General features: G+C 63.5%; 13 protein-coding genes and 1 pseudogene. 2 read left to right on the top strand and 12 right to left on the bottom strand.

The features are described from left to right. Position 1 precedes the first annotated feature (1 nt). From LQ956_RS08640 to LQ956_RS08620, 5 genes are all read right to left on the bottom strand, one after another. Positions 2–1,408 carry a TIGR03016 family PEP-CTERM system-associated outer membrane protein gene (locus tag LQ956_RS08640; protein ID WP_238629810.1) on the bottom strand — a complete coding sequence of 469 codons (1,407 nt, stop codon included), beginning with the start codon at positions 1,406–1,408 and terminating at the stop codon, positions 2–4. Then, complete coding sequence (locus LQ956_RS08635) at positions 1,405–2,418, bottom strand: XrtA-associated tyrosine autokinase (protein ID WP_238622424.1); 1,014 nt, start codon at positions 2,416–2,418, stop codon at positions 1,405–1,407. Before LQ956_RS08635 ends, LQ956_RS08640 begins: the two co-directional genes overlap by 4 nt. Continuing rightward, positions 2,415–3,977, bottom strand: a complete 1,563-nt coding sequence (locus LQ956_RS08630) for an XrtA system polysaccharide chain length determinant (RefSeq protein WP_238629809.1) — start codon at positions 3,975–3,977, stop codon at positions 2,415–2,417. Before LQ956_RS08630 ends, LQ956_RS08635 begins: the two co-directional genes overlap by 4 nt. Before the next feature lie 164 nt (positions 3,978–4,141). After that, positions 4,142–4,765, bottom strand: a complete 624-nt coding sequence (locus LQ956_RS08625) for an XrtA/PEP-CTERM system exopolysaccharide export protein (RefSeq protein WP_238629808.1) — start codon at positions 4,763–4,765, stop codon at positions 4,142–4,144. A 248-nt stretch (positions 4,766–5,013) separates the two neighbouring features. Next, positions 5,014–5,433, bottom strand: a complete 420-nt coding sequence (locus LQ956_RS08620) for an OsmC family protein (protein WP_238629807.1) — start codon at positions 5,431–5,433, stop codon at positions 5,014–5,016. A 159-nt stretch (positions 5,434–5,592) separates the two neighbouring features. On the opposite strand from LQ956_RS08620, the gene crp reads away from it, so the two are divergent. Then, entirely contained in the window at positions 5,593–6,231 is a 639-nt protein-coding gene (gene crp / locus LQ956_RS08615) for a cAMP-activated global transcriptional regulator CRP (RefSeq protein WP_238629806.1), read from the top strand. Positions 6,232–6,252: 21 nt separating this feature from the next. On the opposite strand, the gene recQ is transcribed toward crp, so the two are convergent. From recQ to pepN, 3 genes are all read right to left on the bottom strand, one after another. Further along, positions 6,253–8,064 carry a DNA helicase RecQ gene (recQ, locus tag LQ956_RS08610; RefSeq protein ID WP_238623298.1) on the bottom strand — a complete coding sequence of 604 codons (1,812 nt, stop codon included), beginning with the start codon at positions 8,062–8,064 and terminating at the stop codon, positions 6,253–6,255. Positions 8,065–8,072: 8 nt separating this feature from the next. Beyond that, positions 8,073–8,291, bottom strand: coding sequence for a DUF2061 domain-containing protein (locus LQ956_RS08605; RefSeq protein ID WP_238629805.1), 219 nt, complete (start codon positions 8,289–8,291; stop codon positions 8,073–8,075). Positions 8,292–8,571: 280 nt separating this feature from the next. Then, positions 8,572–11,202 (bottom strand): aminopeptidase N, encoded by a 2,631-nt coding sequence (gene pepN / locus LQ956_RS08600; protein WP_430733411.1) that lies wholly within the window; start codon positions 11,200–11,202, stop codon positions 8,572–8,574. A 145-nt stretch (positions 11,203–11,347) separates the two neighbouring features. Here pepN and LQ956_RS08595 point away from each other — a divergent pair, with 145 nt between their 5' ends. Next, complete coding sequence (locus tag LQ956_RS08595; protein ID WP_238629803.1) at positions 11,348–11,677, top strand: BolA family protein; 330 nt, start codon at positions 11,348–11,350, stop codon at positions 11,675–11,677. 49 nt (positions 11,678–11,726) lie between these two features. On the opposite strand, the pseudogene LQ956_RS08590 reads toward LQ956_RS08595, so the two are convergent. From LQ956_RS08590 to LQ956_RS08575, 4 genes and pseudogenes are all read right to left on the bottom strand, one after another. After that, positions 11,727–12,614, bottom strand: a pseudogene (locus tag LQ956_RS08590) (CobW family GTP-binding protein); the annotation flags it as partial. A gap of 9 nt (positions 12,615–12,623) precedes the next feature. Continuing rightward, positions 12,624–14,804 carry an HAD-IIB family hydrolase gene (locus LQ956_RS08585; RefSeq protein WP_238629802.1) on the bottom strand — a complete coding sequence of 727 codons (2,181 nt, stop codon included), beginning with the start codon at positions 14,802–14,804 and terminating at the stop codon, positions 12,624–12,626. Beyond that, positions 14,801–16,177 carry a glycoside hydrolase 100 family protein gene (locus LQ956_RS08580; RefSeq protein WP_238623303.1) on the bottom strand — a complete coding sequence of 459 codons (1,377 nt, stop codon included), beginning with the start codon at positions 16,175–16,177 and terminating at the stop codon, positions 14,801–14,803. The genes LQ956_RS08585 and LQ956_RS08580 overlap by 4 nt, the downstream gene beginning before the upstream one ends. A 42-nt stretch (positions 16,178–16,219) precedes the next feature. Further along, complete coding sequence (locus tag LQ956_RS08575) at positions 16,220–17,293, bottom strand: EAL domain-containing protein (protein WP_238629801.1); 1,074 nt, start codon at positions 17,291–17,293, stop codon at positions 16,220–16,222. Positions 17,294–17,467: the final 174 nt, after the last annotated feature.

The raw sequence follows: 17,467 nt of genomic DNA, 5'->3' as shown, positions 1-17,467 counted from the left end.
CCTAGAAGGTCCTGCTCAGGGTGGCGGTGATACGGTTCTCCTGGTACTCGAAACCTTCCTGGTTGGAGTCACGCTCCTGGTAGCGGTATTGCAGCGTAGCCGATGTGGAAGGCCCCAGGGTGCGGCTGACGCCCAGACTCACGTTCCACAGGTCGTCCTTGCGGCTGTCCAGGTCGTAATCGGATCGCTGCCACTGGGATGACAGGGTAGCCTGGGTACGCGGGGCGACCCGCCAACCCAGGTTGGCGCTGACGCTGTTGATTTCCTGATCGCCCCGGTCCGTCTGGTAGAGACGCTCTTCCAGGGCGGCCGCAAGCCCCCAGGAAAGCTTGGAACGCTGTCCCGCCACCGAGACGTCCAGGCGCTTGGAGATATAGGCATCGGGTACCAGCTGGGGATCAACTATCAGCAGGAGCTCGTCGTCCACCACGATGAAGCCGATGGGCACGAACTCGATGCGGCTCAGGGACGTGATGGACTCGGAGTAATTCACCTGCCAGGTGGCATGGCGGAAGCGATGGCTGAAGCTCAGGCCGTAGGTATCACCGAAGAAGCGTTCACCGTAAAAGGCGTCCAGGCTGGTGCGAGGTCCCGGCAACCAGGTGAATCCCGCGCGCCAGAAGTTATCGTCCGGATCCACCGTTCCGGCGGCCCGGTTGTACTCGTTACGTTCTTCACCGCCCGCCGCATAGACACTGAACTGAGGGCTGATGTTCAATCGAACCAGGGCCTCCAGGGATTCCAGAGTGACATCGGTGCCGTCGTCATAGGTGGACTCGTCCCAACTATAGGACAGGGTCCAGGCCACCGTAGTGAACTGAGGACCACTGTTCAGCGAGGCCTGAATCCGCTGGTTCTCACTGTTATTGCCGGTGATGCCTCCAGACTGATAGTCCACCTGGTCCCAGGTGTAGCGCAGCTCCCCCGCGGCGAAACGGCCAAACCCCTGGCGCCAGTAGGGGGACAGTGAATAACGGGCCACATCGGAGCGTGCACCGGTGGAGATGTTGTCACCGGCAAATCCATCCCGGGCATCCAGCAGCTGCTGCCCGTAGGTGGCCGAGGCGTCCAGAAACAGGGTTTCACGGATCAGGGTGGAGGTGCTGGTGCCTGCAAGCTGGTGATAGACGTTATTGCGGCTGTCATCATCCCAATAGGCCAGGCTCTGCAGGTTGTAGCCCAGGGAGAGGTCGGTACGTCCGCCGGCGCGCTGCAATGAAAAGCCGGTATTGAGTTGGGAGACCGAATCACTTTCCTTGTCTTCCCCGCGAGCGGCCAGATTCACGTTGTCCGTATAGGTCTGGGACACGGAGACACGGGGCGTGAAGTCCCAGCTCCCGGCCTGAACGGCGCCGGCATGCACCAGCGCCAGAGATCCTAACAGGGTGCCGAACGGGGTGATCTTCATGCCGGGGTTTCCTTGGCGGTATCGGACTTGCCGTGGTAACCATAGCCGTACCCATACCCATACCCGTAGTTGCCCAGGGTGCGGCGGACCTTGTTCAGTACCAGCCCGATGGGCTTGGAGCTATCCAGCATGGCCAAGGCATCCTTGACCGAGCTTTGCAAGGTGCGGCTGGATTCGACCACGAACACGATCTGGCCCACCAGGCCTGCCACCACCACCGACTCACTGGTCATGAGCAGCGGTGGGGAATCGAAGATCACCACGCGGTCCGGATAACGGTCCGCCAGCTCCCGGGTGAGGCGGAGCATCTCTTCGCTGGCCAGCAGCTCATTGGAGTGGGGGTGGTAACGCCCCATGGGGATGACCCGCAGCTTGGGGATGTTGGTCTTGATGATGACGTCACCCACGTCCAGGTCCTTGTCCAGCAGCAGGTCGATCAGCCCAGGCCCCTGGGGGGTACCCAGGACCTGGTGGACTCTGGCCCGACCCACGTCCGCATCCACCAGCAGCACCGTCTTGTCCATTTCCATGGCGATGCTCATGGCCAGGTTGATGGCGGTGAAGGTCTTACCTTCGCCCGATTTGGCACTGGTCACCATGATCAGATTGCCGTGTTTGACCAGTTCGGCGCCGCGCCCGAAGGCATTAGCCAGCAACGGGCGCTTGATCATGCGAAATTCTTCCGAAGCATGATTGCGTTCGGAGTTCGCGGTGATGAAGCCCTGCTCGCGCAGGTGGGCCAGATCCAGCTCCACATACCGGTCCGAGGTGAGATCCACGTCCGGCGGCGGAGGGGGAATGTCCGGCAAGGGCTCAAAGGGCGGCATTGTGACCGCGCGCGCAGAGCCCCGGTCACTATCCTGATCCCTATGGATGGCCTCGCCGGGGTCCGCCGGTCGGCGTGCTTGCACATCGTTTTCCCCGTGGGGCCGGTCCTTGGGGTCGTCCCTGGCCTCCAGTCGACGCACTGCTTTTTCGATGAGGCTCAGATCGGTCTGTTTGTCGCTCATCCCAGCAGCCTCTCAACGATGGACAGGTGAATACCGCCGGCCGCCACCACGGCGAAGTACGCCGCCACCAGCAGCCCCCCTACGCCGGCGAAGGATATGAGTTCGATCCGTTCGCGCAGGCGCCGCTTCGGGCTGGCGAGCAGACTCACCATGCCCAGCACCGGGAAGCCCGTGACCTTGTTGAGGGAGCGGCGGTTGTCGAAGACCGGCCTGAGCTGGCCGATGAGAAAGGCCAGCCCACCGCCGAGGCCCAGGCCCGCCAGCAGGGCCATGGAGAACATGGCGGGACGGTTGGGGGCGGAGGGCGATCTCGGGACCCGGGCCGGTTCGATGACCCGGAACTGCACCTGCTCGCCCCGCTCTTCAACGCTGCGGCTCAGGGCGGCCGACTCCCGGCGGCGCAGGAGTTGCTCATACTGTTCACGGTTGACGTTGTAGTCCCGGTCCAGCCGCGTCATCTCCGCCTCGATATCGGGGATGATGTCCACCAGACGCTGCAGTTCCTCCACTGCGCCCTGGTGCTGCTGCAGGCGTACCCGCAGGCTGGCGATCTCCACGTCCGCGTTGGACAGGGTCATGCGCATCTGCTGATATACCGGGTTGGTGTCCAGTTGCTCCATGCTGGGGCCACTCTGGCGGGCCAGGCGGATCTCCTCCTCCCTTTGGGCCTGCAGGTCTTCGATGGTGCGGCGGATACTCTGAATGTCCGGATGTCGCTCCGTGAAGGTCAGCAACAACTCATCCAGGCGCGCCTGAAGAGTCTGGATGCGACCGTCGATGGCGGCGGTGGCCTGAGTGGTGCGGGTACCGCCCATGATGCCGAAGGTGGGCTCCTCACCTACCAGCTGGCGGCGAATCTCGTCACGACGGTTCTCCGCTTCCCTCAGGCGCAGCTGGGTTTCCTGAAGGAGATTGCGGGCTTGCTGCAGGCGAGAATAGTATCCTCCCTGATCTCCGGGCATCATGCCTGCGTTGTCACGACGAAAGTCCGCCAGGCGCCGCTCCGCGGCAATCAGTCGTTCCTCATATTCCCGGATTTGCTGATCCAGAAAACGCCGTGCCACATCGGTATCCGTCCGGGAATCCCCCAACGCCCCTTCCACAAAACGGTTCAGCAACGCCTGGACCACGTCATAGGCATGCTGTGGATTACCGTGGGTGTAGGCGATGGTATAGACGTTGTCCTGACGCCCGGCAGAGATGCTGATGCCGCTGCGCAGCCGCCCGACGATCCGCTGCATGTCGGCATCGGTATGGGCTTGGAGGTGCAGATCCGTGGCTCGGGCCACCTCTTCCAGATTGGGGCCGGTGAGCATGGTGCGGGTCATGAAGGCCACCCGCTGGGAGACGTTGGTGTCCACCGCCAGCCCCCGAAGCAGGGGACGCAGCATGGAATCCGTATCCACATGCACCTGGGCGGATGAGCGATACTGATCCGGAATCTGGGAGACATGGAGCCAGCCGGCCAAGCTCACCACCCAGGCGACCACCAGGACCACCCAGCGATAACGCCAGATATCACGCAAGTAGCCCAGAATCTGAGAGATGATTTCCTGCATGGCGGTCTCCTCGCCTTCGCATACCGCACAACACTGATCCGGCATGCGTATTACTGAAGCGTGCAGATTGGCTCAGGACGGCGTCACCCTGTAAGTCCGGCTCGACCTGAAAGCCGGGGATGACGCCGCGCTACCCCCACCTGCGGGACAGATCGTGTATTTATTTAGAACCAGGACTCGGGAATGATGAGGATATCGCCGGGCAGCACGGCCACATTGGCCTGGATATCCCCCCTGTTGATCAGGTCATTGATACGGACCCTGAATTGCTGAGCCTCCCCGTTGATGTTGCGCACGATGGAGGCACGGTTGCCGGCAGCAAATTCCGTCACCCCGCCCACGGCGATCATGACATCCAGCAGGGTCATGTTCTCGTTATAGGGGATGGCCTGGGGATTGGCCGCCTGCCCCACCACCCGGATCTGCTGATCGAAGGGTCCGCGGAATCCCGTGACGATCACGGTGACCACCGGGTCACGCACATAGACGGACAGGACTTCTTCCATGTCCCGGGCCAGTTGGGTCGGGGTCTTGTTGGCGGCGGGAACATCTTCGATGAGGGGGGTAGTGATCTTGCCGTCGGGCCGGACCGGCACCGACATGGACAACTCCGGCTGGCGCCAGATAAAGATATTGACGTTATCGCCCGGGCCGATGATGTAATCGGGACTGCCGGCAAACTCCACGGTTTCCAGTGGCGGGTGCCTCGTGGCGCAACCGCTCAGCACCAGGATCAGCAACGAAACAACGAGAAGACTCACAAAGCCTGACAGACAACGCTTGTTCACGTGCTCCTCCTTTTCACGACCCCAGGTCTCCAAGGCCCTTGCCTGCTCCCCAGACCAGCCTGGAATGCAACCGACTCAATCAATAAAATGCCCCGCGAAAGGAGCATAAATGAGAGCTGCGTCACAAATCAACAGACCAGGACCGGCATGCCCGGGAATATTCTTCCTGACACATCGCGTGTATTGCCTGGTGGATGTGCAGCCCCCGGGGCAGTTTATCACCGTGCCCTTCCCTCCCGGTAGACGGATCAGTCGGGCTCGCGGATCTCGAAGTCATGGGTGATCTCGGCGGTCCTGCCCAGCATGATCGAGGCGGAGCAGTATTTTTCCGCGGAAAGCTCGACCGCCCGGGCCACGTGCTTCTCGGAAAGATTTCGACCGGTGACGACGTAATGGGCATGGATGCGGGTGAAGACCTTGGGGTCCGTGTCCGCACGCTCGGCCTCCAGCAGGACCTCGCAGTCACTGATGGCCTGACGGGATTTCTGCAGGATTTGAACCACGTCGAAGGCGGAACACCCCCCCATACCCATCAGCAGCATCTCCATGGGGCGCGGACCCAGATTCCGTCCACCAAACTCCGGCGGCCCGTCCATGACCACGGCATGACCGCTACCGGACTCGGCCACGAAAGTCATGTGGTCCACCCACTTCACCCTTGATTTCATCTTTCTGAGTTCCTCTTTGACGAGGGCTGAAACCCTCTGATTCGACAAGGTGGGGGCTTTACCATAAACTGTGGCGGGGTAAAAAGAACAACGATCCCCAACGATTCAACCCGTCACAATACGACGGCACCCCACCGGTCCTTCTCTATGAGGTGGACGATGAGCATGTTGCCAAGGCAAAAGCAGATGCCTGACCCGGCGCTGGAAAAACTGCTATCTCATTGTCATCGGCGACAATATCCCGCCCGGTCCACCATCATTCACGCCGGGGATCGACCGGAAACGCTGTACTATATCATCCAGGGTTCGGTCAGCGTGACCATAGAGGATGAGCACGGCCATGAAATCGTGCTGGCCTATCTCAACCCGGGGCAGTTTTTTGGTGAAATGGGCATTTTTGCCGCCCAGGCCCGCAGCGCCGGAGTGATGACCCGAGCCGCTACCGAAACCGCCGAGATCCACTACCCCAAATTTCTTGATCTGGCCATGCAGGACCCCCAGATCATGTTCCTGCTGGCGACCCAACTGGCGGCCAGGTTGCGCGAAACCAGCCGCAAGGTGATCGACCTGGCCTTCCTGGATGTCACCGGACGCATCGCCCGCACCCTGATGGAGCTGGCCCAGCAACCCGATGCCCTGACCCACCCCGAGGGGATGCAGATCCGCATCACCCGACAGGAGCTGGCCAAGATCGTGGGATGCTCGCGGGAGATGGCCGGTCGGGTGCTCAAGGAATTGGAAGAAAAGGGGCTGATCACGGCCCATGGCAAGACCATCGTGGTGTTCAACGCCCGGTAACGGGCGCCGGCGACCTGCCTGTTACGCTTCCGCCTCCCGGATCACCGCCAGGAACTCCAGCCCGTAGGACTCCAGCTTTTTCTCTCCCACCCCCGAGATGTCCGCCATGGCCGCCAGGCTATGGGGACGCACCTGGGCCATCGCCTGCAAGGTGGCGTCGTTGAACACCATATAGGGCGGCACCCCTTGCTCGTCCGCCAGCCGGCGGCGACAGCCGCGCAGCGCCTCGAATAGACGCTGATCCTCGGGACTGTCCAGCTCCATCGCCCTTGAACGACGCGGTTCCCGGCTGACCCTGGGCGGCCGGGTTTCCTTGCGCAACATCAGGGGGGCCTCCCCCCGCAATACGGGGCGGCAGGATGGGTTCAGGTGGAGTCCCCCATGGCCTTCCAGGTCCACCGTGAGCAGACCGCGGGCAATCAGCTGGCGAAAGATCCCCCGCCATTCATTCACGGCCAGATCACGGCCGATACCGAAGACACTGAGCCGTTCATGGCCAAAGCCCCTGATGCGCTCATCCTCCTTGCCCCTGAGCACGTCCACCAGATAGTTCACACCGAAGCGCTGTCCCGTGCGATGGACGCAGGACAGGGCCATCTGGGCCGGTACCGTCGCGTCCCAGGTTTGCGGCGGTTCAAGGCAGTTATCGCAGTTGCCGCAGGGTTCGGCGCGCGGTTCGCCGAAATAGGGGAGCAGGGTCTGACGACGGCAGGTGACGGTCTCGCACAGACCGAGCATGGCATCCAGCTTGTGGCGCTCGACCCGCTTGTGGGATTCATCGGCATCGGAGGCATCCACCATCTGTCGCAGGGTGATCACATCCTGCAGGCCGTAGCTCATCCAGGCGTCCGCCGCCAGACCGTCACGCCCGGCACGGCCGGTCTCCTGATAGTAGGCCTCGATACTCTTGGGCAGGTTCAGGTGGGCCACAAAACGGACATTGGGTTTGTCGATGCCCATGCCGAAGGCGATGGTGGCGACGATGATGATGCCTTCTTCATTGAGAAAACGCCGCTGATGAGACTCGCGGACCCCGGCGGGCAGGCCGGCATGGTAGGGCAAGGCGGTAAGCCCCTGCCCGGTGAGCCAGTCGGCCACTTCTTCCACCCGTTTGCGGGACAGGCAATAGACGATGCCGGCCTCATCCGGGTGGGTGTCGCGGATGAAGCGCAGCAACTCTCGCCGGGCATTGCCGGGGGACTGGTTGATGCGATAACGAATGTTGGGACGATCAAAACCGCTGATGAACACCCGGGCCTGATCCAGGCACAAGCGGCTGCGGATTTCTTCGCGGGTACGGGCATCGGCGGTGGCGGTGAGGGCGATGCGCGGCACTCGGGGCCAGCGTTCGGCCAGCAGGGAGAGCTTGATGTATTCGGGGCGAAAGTCATGACCCCACTGGGAGACGCAATGGGCCTCGTCGATGGCAAATAGGTTGATGCGAACCCGGTCCAGAAGGCTCAGCGTGCGGTCGGTGAGGAGGCGCTCCGGGGCGACGTAAAGCAGGTCCAGCCGCCCATCCAGCAGTTGGGTTTCCACGGCCCTGGTTTCATCCGGTGTGAGGGTGGAGTTGAGATAAGCGGCGCGCACCCCGGCCTGCCGCAGAGCAACCACCTGGTCCTGCATGAGGGCAATGAGGGGAGAAACCACAATCCCGGTGCCGGGCATCGCCATGGCCGGGATCTGATAGCACAGGGACTTGCCGCCGCCGGTGGGCATGAGCACCAGGGCGTCCATGCCCTGCAGCAGGGTCCGGATGACCTCATCCTGAGGGGAGCGGAACTGATCGTAGCCGAAGGTACTGCGGAGAATGTCCTGGGGGTGATCGTCCATCGGTTCCCTCAGATGGCGACCCGGGAGATGCCGGCAGCCTGGTCGCGGGCGGCGCGACGGGCACGGATGCGATCCCAGACCTTTTCATGGAAGTGATAGGCCACGGTGTTGATCATCGGTTCGATCAGGGCGGCGAGCCCCCCGATCACGAGGCTGCCGGTCAAGGCGTAAACCACGCCAAAAGCGACGGTGAAGTGAACAACGGCGAAGGTGGCGGTCTTGGTCATGGCGGCGTCTCCCGAATCAGATGTGTCCTTGATTGAGAGAATAGCTAAATGAGAATGATTATTGAAATTGATTCTTGCAATCTCCCTGATAGGGTACTGGCCACCCAAAACCGTTCATCCTCTGCATGCTCCCCCCTCATCCCCGGCCCTTCTCCCCCAAGAGGAGAAGGGAGAATACTCCCCTACCCTTTGCGCCAATGAAGCTGGGCAGTGCCTTCCCATCCCCCTCTCCCCGCCGGGGAGAGGGTTGGGGTGAGGGGCGACACGGTAGGGAAAATCTTCAATCAAGACTCCGCGAGGCGATCTCGTACACGTCCCGGGACAGTCCCGGATGGGCCACGATCCGCTCCAGACAGCGCCGCATCGAGCCCTGACGCGCCTCATCAAAACGCCGCCAGCGGCTCAGGCTGCTCACCAGCCGGGCCGCGATCTGCGGGTTGAGCGCATCCAGAGCCAGGACGTTGTCGGTGATCAGCGTGTAACCGGACCCATCCAGGGCATGGAAATGTACCGGATTGGCCATGGCAAAGGTACCCAGCACCGCCCTCACCCGATTGGGATTGCGGATGCTGAAGCCGGGGTGGGCCAGCAATTTCTCCACCCGCGCCAATGCCCCCGGCGCCGCATCCATCGCCTGCAGCCCGAACCACTTGTCCAGTACCAGGGGCTCGTCCCGCCAGCGGGTCTCGAAATGGGCCAGGGCCTGATCCCGTTCATCACCGGGGCAGTCCAGCAAGGCCCGCAGGGCACCCATGGCATCGGTCATGTTGTCGGCGACATCGTAATGGGTCCGGGCCAGCGCCACCGCCTCGACCGTGCCGGTGGCACATAGATAGGCCAGACACAGATTGCACAGGCGACGGCGCCCCATGGCCGTCGCATCCATGCCCTCGGCACCCGCCATGGCCTCATAGACGGCACGGAACCGATCCCTCAGGGTGGCGCCCAGGGCCTGGCGCAGGAACTGTCGGGCCTGATGGATCGCATCCACGTCCACCACCGCCATCTGCTCCGCCAGATAGCCCTCTCCCGGCAGGGTCAGGGCCTCGGCCACCAGGGCGGCATCCAGTTCCCGATTGGCCAGCACCTGGCCAAAGGCCTGCTCAAAGCGGGCATCCAGCTCAAGGGGCCGCCCCGCCTGGATGGCCTGGATCAGTCCCTGCAACACCTTCAGGGCAAACTGCTGGCCCGCCTCCCAGCGATTGAAGTCATCCGTGTCATGGGCCATGAGGAAGGCCAGCTGCGCATCGGTGTAGGGAAACCGCAGATTCACCGGGGCCGAGAATCCCCGCAGCAGCGAGGGGACCGGCGGCTCCGGCACATCCTGGAATACAAAGACATGGGTGGGTGCGGTCAGCTCCAGGGTGCGCTCACCGGCAACGGCACTGCCCTCCCCCTCCAGGCGCAGGGGGATCTCCTGCCCCCGGGCATCCAGCAGGGCCATGACCAGGGGAATGTGCAGGGGCAGCTTTTCCGGCTGGCTCTTGGTGGGCGGGCAGGACTGGCGCACCGTGAGCCGGTAGGTGGCGGTCCGCGGGTCATGCTCCCCGTTCACCTCCAGCAACGGCGTTCCGGCCTGGTCATACCAGCGGCGGAACCGGGAAAGATCACGGGCATTGGCATCTTCCATGGCCTTGACGAAGTCGTCCGTGGTCACCGCCTGACCATCATGACGGTCGAAGTACAGGTCCAGCCCGCGGCGGAACCCCTCCCGGCCCACCAGGGTCTGGATCATGCGCACCACTTCGGCACCCTTTTCATACACCGTCATGGTGTAGAAGTTATTGATCTCGATGTAAGACTGGGGGCGCACCGGGTGGGCCATGGGACCGGCGTCCTCGGGGAACTGCAGGGTGCGCAGGCGTTGTACGTCACCGATGCGCTTGACGGCACGCAGGCTCTGGTCGGCGGTGAACTCCTGGTCGCGAAAGACGGTCAGCCCCTCCTTGAGGGAGAGCTGGAACCAGTCGCGGCAGGTGACCCGATTGCCGGACCAGTTGTGAAAATATTCATGGGCGATGACGCTCTCGATGGCCACGAAGTCGTCATCGGTGGCGGTATCGGGGCGGGCCAGCACGTACTTGGAATTGAAGACGTTGAGCCCCTTGTTCTCCATGGCCCCCATGTTGAAGTCGTCCACCGCGACGATCATGTAGATGTCCAGATCGTATTCCCGGCCGAAGGTGTCCTCGTCCCAGCCCATGGATGCCTGCAGGGAGCGCATGGCGTGGTCGCACTTGTCCAGGTTGTGACGCTGCACGTAGATGCGCAGATCCACCTCGCGTCCGGAGCGGGTGGTGAAGAAGTCCTGCCGGCAGACCAGATCCCCCGCCACCAGGGCAAACAGATAGCTGGGCTTGGGGAAGGGGTCGTGCCAGACGGCGAAGTGGCGGCCCTCGGGCAGGTCGCCGCTGTCGGTGAGGTTGCCGTTGGAGAGCAGCACGGGGTAGCGGGCCTTGTCGGCCTCGATGCGCACCGTGTAGACGGCCATCACGTCGGGTCGGTCCAGGAACCAGGTGATGCGCCGGAACCCTTCCGCCTCGCACTGGGTGCAGAAGTTACCGCCGGACACATAGAGGCCCTCCAGCGCCGTGTTGGCCGCCGGGGCGATGCCCGTCTCCAGGCTGAGTTCACAGTGCTCGGGCAGATCGTGCAGGGTCAGGGTCTCGCCTTCCAGATGATAGTCACCCGACTGCAGGGGACGGTCATCGAGACGGATGTCGTGGAGCACCAGATCCTGGCCGTTGAGCTGCAGGGGGGCCTCCCCCTGACCGTTGCGCACCAGGGTCAGGCGGGATCTGACCCGGGTATCCTCCGGGTCCAGCACAAAGCACAGGTCCACCGAGAGGATACGCCACCGCGGCGGTGCGTAATCCTTGAGATGGATGGCGGCGGGAACGGTCTCTTTCATCATCTTGTGCGAACAACCGGGTTGAGCGTGTGCCTGACTTCCATGGTGCACTATAGCGTTTCGGGATGGGGGGCGTCCAAGCTTGCCAAACGGACAGTCCTTAACGATCATAGCCCCATACCCGACCACTGCACCAGGATATACCATGAGCACACAGGCACGGATCGAGCAGAAACTGCTCGAGGGGCTGGACCCGGTTCATCTGGACGTGCTCAATGAGAGCAGCAAGCACAACGTACCGCCGGGTTCAGAATCCCATTTCAAGATCACCGTCGCTTCGCCCCGGTTCGAAGGCCTACGCCTGCCGGCACGGCATCGGCAGGTCTATGGCCTGTTGGCGGAGGAGCTGTCCGGGGGCGTTCATGCCCTGGCGCTGCATACCCTGACACCGGAGGAATGGGCGGCCCGGGGAGGCCGGGTGGCCGAATCTCCCCCGTGCCGGGGCGGGGGGAAGCGACGGCGATCGCCCCCCTGAATCCGGCTTCGATGGCCGCCCAATCCATGGCGGCCCGCGGCGCGATGCACTCCACCCGGCTATCACGGCGCCAGACCATGGGTTCGGTGCTGAATCGCCCTTCCGCCCAGTCGAAACGCTGCCATTCACGGCCGGTCCGCAGTACCCCCTTGGCCCGGAGCAGGTCCCGCCAGGGCGAGGCCGTGAACAGGGCCTGCACCCGCGATAGGTCAAAGCACTGCCCATGGTCAAAGTGCCAGCCCCGGGCGGTATCCGCCGCCGGGGCCTGGGCGCCTCGGTCCAGCGGACGCAGGATCGGTCCGGGGGCACCCACGGCCGGCAGGTCCAGCATGGCCGCATCCACCTCGCCCCGCCGGGCATGAATGATCGCCCGCTTGGGCGGATAAAGGCCCTTGAGGTGATCGTCCAGGGCCTGAATCTGCTCCGGGGTGGAGACGTCCGTCTTGTTGATGATCACCACGTCCGCCAGGCTGATCTGGTCCCGGTAGATGGCGGAACGGGAGAGACGATCCGCGGAAAAGCCGCCGGGATCAACCACGCACAGGCTGTTGCCCGGGGTGACCGCCCGGGCCAGCCAGGGATCCCGCAGGGTGTCGATGATGCCGGCGGGATGCCCAAGACCCGTGGGTTCCAGCAGCAGGCGGTCGGGACGGATGTCCCGCAACAGCCGTGTGAGGGCCACCCGCAGGCTCATGGCTCCGGTACAGCAGATGCAGCCGCCGGCCACTTCCCTGACCGGCACCGCGTCCGTGCCTGCCGACGCAATCACGGCGCCATCAATGCCCACCTCGCCGAATTCGTTCACCAGCACCGCCCAGCGCTCGTGGGCCGGCCGCTGACGGAGCAGGTGCAACACCGTGGTGGTCTTGCCAGCGCCCAGAAAGCCGGTGATGAGATTCAGGGTGGCGACGGGGGTCGGATCATCCGGCAGGGTCATAAAAAACGGTCACTCTTCGTCGTCATCCCCGGGCACCCCGCACCGGCCGAAAAAGTCGTAGTGATCAAAGGCTTCGCCGATGCCGCCCGCATGGGTGGCATCGGCGAAGTAGACCCGTTTGAAGCCGTAGAGATGTTCCAGCTCGGGCTGGTGATTACCGACCACCACCCCCAGGGTACTGCCCCGCAGCATGTCCTCGTCGTTGCCCGAGTCCCCGGCCACCAGGGTGTGGTCCAGGGGGATGCCCCACTTGTCGGCAAAGTAGCGCACGGCAAAGCCCTTGGAAGCCCGCACCGGCAGCAGGTCCAGAAAATGGTCATGGGAATAGATGATGTTGGCGTGCAGGTCTTCCTGGTGCAGCAGCCGCTCGATGTCCTTCATCCCGGGGGCCTTGGTCGGGTCCACGAAGAAGCTGAGCTTGTGACGCCGCTGATCCACCGCCGGCTGCGAGGTGATGCCCGGCAGGTCCAGCAGCAGACGGCGCAGGGCCTCCGGTGACCAGCGGTGGTCGATGTGCCGGGACCAGCCCTGGTCCTCGGTCATCTCCGGGCCGTAATGGATCTCGGCACCCACGGAGGTGATCATCACATCCGGCGTGGGCACCCCCCATTCCTTGAGCACCTGGATGGCCGAATCCAGACGCCGGCCGGTGGCGATGCCGAAGGCCACGCCCCTGCCCTGTTCCTTGAGCCTTTGCAACATGACCCGCAGGGCGGCCCGGTCACCCAGCAGGGTGTTGTCGATGTCGGAGATCAGGGCGCGATCCGCCTGGGACAGTTTGCCGGAGAGGCGCTGCTGACCACGGCGATGACGGCTGGCCTCCCGACGCAACCCCTTGAGCCGCTTGATGTAGTTGTCCGCATGGCCTTCCCAGGCATAGTGCTTGCGCACGCCCTTGAGCCCGTTGTCCGAGAGACGCTTCCAGCGCGCCGGGTCACTGATGATGCCGTGGATGGCCTCCGCCATGGACCGGCTGTCCAGGGGGTGTACCAGTTCACCGCTGTTGCAGTGCGCCATGATGTCCCGGGGTCCCCCGTCTTCCGTGGCCACGATGGGGGCGCCGCTGGCGCAGGCCTCGATCAGGGTCAGGCCGAAGGGTTCGGTCAGGGCGGGATTGACGAAGACGCCCCGGGTGCGGGTCACCAGACGGTAAAGATCGGGCACATCGTCGGCACTGTGGTGCTTGGGAAAGGCCACGGAGCCGTAGAGGTCATGGTCATCGATGAGCATCATCACTTCGGTGAGGACGTCGCGAGCCCCCCGGTCCATCTCGCGGATGCTGTCCCGGTTGCCGGCGACAATGACCAGGTTGGCAGTCTTGCGCAACTCCGGGTGCTCCGCGTAGGCCTTGACCAGGGTGGGGATGTTCTTGCGCTCGTCGGGGCGGGACAGGGCCATGACCATGGGCTTGTCCGGGTCCTTGAGAAAGCGTCGCAGGGTCTGATAAATGGTCGGCCGGGGGGCGCGGGCCCTGGGGGGATGAAAACGGCTCAGGTCCGTGCCCGGTGGGATCACCACCATGCGTTCCGGCCGGTAATGGTCATAGAGGGCGTACTGTTCATCCACCTCCTGCCGGGTACTGGCGATGACCATGTAGGCATTGCCCAAAACCTCTTCCTCGGCTTCGATGCGACGGCTGATATGGTAGCGACGCTCGATATCATCCGACGAGGCCCCCTTCTCCAGCAGACGTTCCCGCTTGATCCTGCCCAGGGAATGGCCGGTCTGCACCAGCGGCACCCCCATCAGGCCGGCCACCCGCACGGCCACATGCCCGGCATCGGCATAGTGGCCGTGCACCACGTCCGGCATCAGGCCCACCTGGCGCACATGCTTGATGGCATTGTCGGCAAAGCAGTCCAGATAGGGCCAGAGCTTTTCCTTGCGCAGATAGCGGCGCGGGCCGCAGTCCAGGCGGATGATGCGCACCCCGTTGCCCAGGTCCTCTTCCGGCTGGGCGTAGTCGTCGGCGACCCGATTGTCCACCACCCGGCGGGTGAGCAGGTCCACACGGCCGACTTCCGGATGGGCGCCCAGGGCCCGGGCCAGTTCCACCACGTACTTGATCTGGCCGCCGGTATCGGCATCGCGCCCCAGTTCCAGTTCATCCCCACGGACCAGGCCGTGGATACTGATCAGAACGATATACAGGCCCTCGCCCTGACGGGCCTTGCTTTGTGTCTTTTTCATGATGGTGTCTCGTATCCCTTGAGGCTCAAGACGTCCAGGGTGGACGGGTCCTCGATGAACTTGTGTGCCAGGATCAGCGCGGCGGCCGACCAGGTCTGGTTGAAGTTCGAACGCCGGCCGATGAGACGGCCGTTGCGCCCATCGTAATATTCCGGCCAGCCGTTGGCGTAGAGACGGGGGGCGGCGGTGTCATGGGCACGGCGGGCCAGGTCTTCCCGACCGGCATGGAGGGCGGCGGCGACGAAGGCCCACAGCAGGGCCGGCCAGTTGCCGCCGTTGTGATAGGACCAGGGGATGTTCTTGGGATCGGAGCCGGTCATGAGCCGCCATTCGTCCCCTTCCATGGCCGGGAAGCAGATCTTCACCGGCATCATCCCCGCCAGATCACTCCAGCGCTGGTCGAACAGGGCCATGACGCGCTTCCCCTGCTCCGGGTCCGCCAGACCGAACAGCACCGCCAGCAGGTTGCCCAGGGAGAAGAAGCGGAAATCCATCCGTCCCGGCCCCAGGTTGCCCACCAGATAGCCGGTCTGCGGGGGCAGCCAGTCGCTGACCCAGTCGGGGATGCTCTCCGGGTGAATGTTCAGGGCATTTTCCGAATCATGGCCGAAGATCTCGGTACGGTAGCGATGGATCCGGTTGAGCCGGTCCTCGTCCAGCCAGTAATAGTGGCGCACGTACTCGGTGAGCTGGTCCAGGCGCTTGCGTGACTGCAGATGGATGGCCTGATTTTCCGGGTCGTCCGGGTCCAGCAGTTCCAGGGCCGCCCGCAGGGCGCCGAAGAACAGGGATTGGATCTCCAGGGGGTGACCGTAGACCCCCATGCGCCGGTCGATCATGAATGAGCCGTCGGGCACCAGCAAGGTCGGGAAGATCTCGAAACGGTCCTGCAGGCAGATATTGAGGATCATGCGCACGCCCCGGCGGCACTCGGGGGAACGGGTGAAGGCGGTATCACCGCTGACCCGTTCGTAGGCCACCAGCAGGATCAGCCACCACATCATGGAATCCACCGGCGCCACCCGGCCGATGGCCCGGTCGCCGAAATCGGTATGGATCTCCTCTACACCGGCCTCGTTGCACAGCACCCGAAAACTGGCGGGCATCACCTTGGCCACCGCCCGATGACCCTCCACCTCTTCCTGCTGGTCCCGCAGCTTGAGCACCAGGGCCAGGAAATCGCGAACGATCCCGTGGTGCCCGTCCAGCAGGAAGACCAGGCCGGAAGGGACGAAGTCCCGGACAAAGCAGTCGGCGTAGTTGTCGGCCGGCGCCTGGGCATCGAGACTGGCGATGGTTCCGACCACCCGGCCCTGATAATGTACCTGGGAGGCCTCCAGAAGGCGGTAGGCGGAGCTGATGGGGTCGGTCAAGCGGGGGTCTCCCTCGTCATATCGGTCTTTGAATACCTCGGGTCAGTCTTTGGGTACCTCGGGGGCCGGCGGCGGTGTCGCCGGACGGGCAAACAGGTAGCCCTGCACGTAGTTCACCTGCTGCCCACGCAGCCAGTCCCATTCAGCGCGGGTTTCCACGCCTTCGGCGATGGTGGCGATGCCCAACTCGCCGGCCATCTCGATCAGCTTGGCCAGCACTTTCTGACGAAAGGGGTCCTGGTCGATCCCTTTCACCATAGCACGATCGAACTTGACGAAATCCGGCCGCAGTTCCGCCAGCAGGTTGAGTGAGGCATAACCGGCCCCGAGATCATCCAGGGCCACGCGAAAGCCGGCACCGCGATAGAAATCCACGATCCGGCGCAGGTGAGCGGTATCGGACACGGCCTCGGTCTCCACCACTTCGAACACGAAACGATCCGGATCGGCACCCAGTCGCCGGACTTCCTGCAGGGTGGTCTGGAGACAGTAGGCCGGGTCGTAGATGGTGGTGGGGTTGAAGTTGATGAAGATGTTGCAGCGGATGTCGTGCCCCGTCGCCTGACGGATGGCGTTGATGCGGGCAACGCGGTCGAGCTGGAACATGAGGCGGGCGGCCCGGGCCTGCTCCAGTAGCCGGTCCGGATAGATCAACGAGTTCTTTCCGGGGAGTTGCCCGCGCATGAGGGACTCATAGGCAAAGACCTGATCCGGACGCAGGGTGTGGACGATCGGTTGAAAATGGAACACCAGGCTTTCCGCCTCAATGAGGTCTATCAGCCAGTCGCTGCAGGTCCGTGCCAGGAGGGTATGCAGGGTTTGGGTTCGCGGCAGATGGACGATGCCGAAGGACTGATCCCGGGGCAGCAGGGCGGCCTGACAGTCCCGGATCTCGGCCTCGCTCATGAGGTCCCGAAGCAGATGGGCCAGCGGCTGCAGATCGCCGTCGTCCAGACGGACTTCCAGTACCCCCGGGGTGCCGTTGTGGACCGGATAGCCCCGAGTCTGCAAGTGACTATGGAGCGCCTTGAGGGTATGGGAAAGAAACGGCGCCAGATAAAGCCGTCCCGGTCCCGGGGTGCAGCGCTCGATGACCTGGCAATCTTGGCATGTCATGGCAGACACCTCTGCAGGGAATCGTTTCCCATCCGGCATTGTCCCAATGTAGTGTGATGAACACTTACTGCGCCTTCCCTTCCGCCTCTTCTCCCCCACGGGGAGAGGGGGGGGGAGCCGCCCTCTCTGCTACGGAGGGAGGGAAGCGTGGCGATATGATCATAACCGATCCCC

The sequence above is a fragment of the Ectothiorhodospira lacustris genome (genome assembly GCF_022227845.1).
In the GTDB taxonomy this organism is placed as follows: Bacteria; Pseudomonadota; Gammaproteobacteria; order Ectothiorhodospirales; family Ectothiorhodospiraceae; genus Ectothiorhodospira; species Ectothiorhodospira lacustris.
Note: the sequence above shows the minus strand (reverse complement) of the source record. Positions and strands in the feature narration are given on the sequence as shown.